This is a genomic window from Acinetobacter sp. CIP 101934 (assembly GCF_000369585.1).
Taxonomy (GTDB): Bacteria; Pseudomonadota; Gammaproteobacteria; order Pseudomonadales; family Moraxellaceae; genus Acinetobacter; species Acinetobacter schindleri.
Genome location: NZ_KB850093.1, coordinates 77665 through 81564, shown reverse-complemented (window position 1 = coordinate 81564; position 3900 = coordinate 77665). Strand labels below are relative to the sequence as shown.

General features: G+C 40.2%; 2 protein-coding genes and 2 pseudogenes. 2 read left to right on the top strand and 2 right to left on the bottom strand.

What is annotated here, in order from left to right; all coding sequences use genetic code 11:
- Positions 1–87 (bottom strand): annotated as a pseudogene (locus tag F899_RS15530) (IS6 family transposase); the annotation flags it as partial.
- A gap of 603 nt (positions 88–690) precedes the next feature.
- Between F899_RS15530 and F899_RS00525 the strand changes: the two are divergent.
- Entirely contained in the window at positions 691–2310 is a 1620-nt protein-coding gene (locus F899_RS00525) for an oleate hydratase (protein ID WP_004726755.1), read from the top strand.
- A 267-nt stretch (positions 2311–2577) separates the two neighbouring features.
- Positions 2578–3636 (top strand): 2,3-butanediol dehydrogenase, encoded by a 1059-nt coding sequence (locus tag F899_RS00520; protein ID WP_004281883.1) that lies wholly within the window; start codon positions 2578–2580, stop codon positions 3634–3636.
- Positions 3637–3806: 170 nt separating this feature from the next.
- Here F899_RS00520 and F899_RS15525 read toward each other — a convergent pair.
- Positions 3807–3900: pseudogene (locus tag F899_RS15525) on the bottom strand (IS6 family transposase); the annotation flags it as partial.

The window sequence follows — 3900 nt, the reverse complement described above, 5'->3', positions numbered from 1 at the left end:
ACGATAGCTAATGCCATATTTACAATACCAGCGCACAGCCCAAAGAATGATTTCGCCCTGAAAATGCCGACCATGGAAAGGATTCATATGCTGCACCTTTAGCTAAAACAGTCTTCAACTTACCATTCGTGGTTATTTGCAACAGTGCCACTTGGGTGGTCTGCCTTTAGCTGGAACATGCTTCTGCAATTGCTCAACCATTTAAATAAAAGGTTGACCATGAGATGCCTGTATATCGCTTAAACTGTGTTTCAGAAAGCTTCTTTGAATCAATGTATTTCATCCGCAGATTATGCACGAATGCTAAGAAAATTAGAGTACAAATATCAATCAAAAAGGTGCTCGTTTTTTGATTTATGAAAGAGATCTATTATTCAATTATATCTTTTAATGATCAATAGAAAGCCTAGTTTCAAACACATTCTTCAGACACAAACAAATATGATCAAAATAGAGTGATTACTCTATAAAATAATAAAATCAATTACTTAAATCATATTTTATTTTAAAAAAATACAAATGTGTATTAAAAATAACCATTACTTACATTTTTTTGATTACAAAATATAATGAGTAAATTGCTTCCCATTTCATACATTTTTCATATATAAAAAGTCATACTATTTTTAAGGTTTTTCTAAATCACATTTTATACTTCATAGTTTTTAACATCATTATTAAAGGTGAACCATGCAAAAGAAGAAGCGCACCCCATTAGACGCACAACAGTCCCATCTTTGGATTATTGGTGGTGGTATCGCAGGTATGGCTGCTGCTGCATTTGCAATCCGTGATGCCAAAGTCCCTGCCAAAAATATCCATATTTTAGAAGAACTCGATATTTCAGGTGGTTCGATGGATGGTGGACATACACCGCATGCCGCGCAAGCTTGGGTAACACGTGGTGGGCGAATGCTGACCGATGAAACTTATTTGTGCCTATGGGACTTATTTTCCAGTATTCCATCTTTGGAAAATCCAGACATTTCGGTGCGTGAAGAATGTCGTGAGTTTAATGAAAAAGTGAAAACCCACGCCAATGCACGGTTGATTGATGCCGAACATGTCATTGCGGATGCAGCAAAGCTTGGTCTGAATACGCTACATCGTGCACAGATGCTGCGCCTATTAGCTTCAAAAGAAGAAAAAATTGGCAGTCGCCGCATTGATGAGTTTTTTGATGAAACCTTTTTTGAAACCAATTTCTGGCGCATGTGGCGCACGACTTTCGCTTTTCAAAAATGGCACAGTGCAGCAGAGTTAAGACGCTATTTCTTGCGTTTTATTCAAGAATTGCCACGCATTCATACCTTAGCGGGTGTGAAACGTACCAAGTACAACCAATATGACTCGATGATTCTGCCCCTACAGCGTTGGTTAGTCGCACAAGGCGTCGATGTGCGTTTTGGACACTATGTCACAGATGCAGACTTCATTACCAATGCTGAAACTCAAGAACGCTACGCTTCACGCCTATATGTACAATTGCCTGAAGGCTCAGAGCAAATTAATCTGAAAGCCAATGATTTAGCTATTTTCACTTTAGGCTCTATTACAGCAGACTCACGTTATGGCGGTAATCATGACGTGCCTGCCCTTATTCGTCATCGAGAAGATCATGGCTGGACGCTTTGGGAAACGCTGGCACAAAAAGCCCCAGACTTTGGCCGTCCAATGACTTTTTATGGCAATGTCGATGAACATAAGTGGGAGTCTTTCACTCTGACCATGAAAGATGACGTGCTACTTAAACGTATTATTGACTATACAGGCAATGAACCAGGCACAGGCGCACTCATGACTTGGTATGAGTCGGGTTGGCATTTATCCATCGTGGTTCCTGCACAGCCACACTTTGCCGACTTACCTGAAGGTTTATATACCTTATGGGGCTACGGTTTCCAAATTGACCATATAGGCGATTACATCAAAAAACCAATGTCCGAAGCCACGGGGCAAGAAATCCTAACAGAACTGATTAAACAGCTCGGTTTTGACGACATTTTAGATCATGTTTTGGCAACGACTGATGTTACTACCGCCATGATGCCATACGCCTCTGCCCTATTCGCCTGCCGTAAACCGGGGGATCGTCCACAGGTAATTCCACAAGGCTCACAAAACTTTGCTTTCCTTGGACAGTTTGTGGAAATTGAAGATGACGTGGTCTTTACTGTGGAATATTCAGTTCGTGGGGCGATGCTTGCCATTTATGAATTTTTTGGGGTGGAACGTGAAATCCCTGAAATTTACAACGGTCTACTTGATCCCAAAGTGGGTTTAAAAGCTTTAGAAACAGTGTTCCACTAAGTTTTTAATATATAGCGATAAGAGCACCTTTATGTCGCCACTATTACATAGTTTAATTTAAGCAACGTTTGGATACACGAGTGTGGCAGGGATGCCACACGTTATCCATCATAATAGGGATGTTATGTATGGGTAACAAAGGCTTTTGCTTTCTTTTGGCTTATCAAAAGTAAGGGTATTGCCTACACAAACACCTTTTATACTTTATTGAAAGTTGAGGCCGTGTACGCACTGGTTTACCGTTAACATCAATATAAGGAATATAAAATGAAAGCAGCTCGTTTTTATGACCGAGGGGATATTCGAATTGAAGATATCCCTGAACCGAAAGTACTTCCAGGCACAGTTGGAATTCAAGTTGCGTGGTGTGGTATTTGCGGTACAGATTTACATGAATTCATGGAAGGTCCTATTTTTATTCCACCTTGTGGTCACCCACACCCAATTTCGGGAGAATCTGCACCTGTAACAATGGGACATGAATTTTCAGGCGTAGTTTATGCAGTTGGTGAGGGTGTAGACGATATCCAAATTGGACAACATGTCGTAGTTGAACCCTATATTATTGCGGATGATGTCCCGACTGGCCCCAATGATAAGTATCATTTATCAAAAAATATGAACTTTATTGGTTTAGGCGGACGCGGTGGTGGTCTTTCTGAAAAAATTGCAGTTCAGCGGCGTTGGGTACATCCTATTTCAAATGATATTCCTTTAGACCAAGCAGCATTGATAGAACCTTTATCTGTCGGTCATCATGCCTATGTCAGAAGTGGCGCAAAAGCTGGCGATATCGCACTGGTTGGTGGAGCAGGCCCAATAGGCTTACTTTTATCTGCTATTTTAAAGGCTAAAGGTCTCACGGTCATCATTACTGAACTGAGTGCAAAACGTAAAGAAAAAGCGATAGAAGCGGGTGTTGCCGATTATGTACTAGACCCATCTAAGGTTGATGTAGTTGCTGAGGTAATGAAAATTACAGAAGACCGCGGTGTAGATGTCGCTTTTGAATGTAGTAGTGTCAATAAAGTCATGGATACACTCGTTGCAGCAATGAAACCAACTGGTGTAGTCGTTATCGTTTCTATTTGGAGCCATCCTGCCACAATTAATGTGCATAGTGTGGTGATGAAAGAGCTAGATATTCGTGGCACGATTGCTTATGTAAATGATCATCAGGAAACTATCCGTTTGGTTGAGCAAGGTAAGATTAATCTAGAACCTTTTATTACCCAACGGATTGCATTAGATGATCTTGTTTCTAAAGGCTTTGAAACATTGATTCATAATAATGAGTCTGCTGTAAAAATTATTGTTCATCCGTAGTAACGCCTAATTTGAACGACTAATTTGAATAAACTAGAAATAAACTCTATGTAGCTATTTCTAATATCTTTATAGATAGGGAATGAGTCTGTACGTACAGATTCATTCTCAAATTTACGGCACTGTTGCAAATAGAGATTTGAGTCGATGATGTTCCCTTTAAAAAGTGCTTAGAGACCGAAAACCCTGTTGATTAGACACACTTCACCCTGAGGCTGACCATAATAAAATGACGATGCTTGTCCTTTACGTAGTGCACGCATG

Coding starts and splice junctions, on each gene's coding strand:
- F899_RS00525 (WP_004726755.1), top strand. CDS start 691: ATGCAAAAGAAGAAGCGCACCCCATTAGACGCACAACAGTCCCATCTT.
- F899_RS00520 (WP_004281883.1), top strand. CDS start 2,578: ATGAAAGCAGCTCGTTTTTATGACCGAGGGGATATTCGAATTGAAGAT.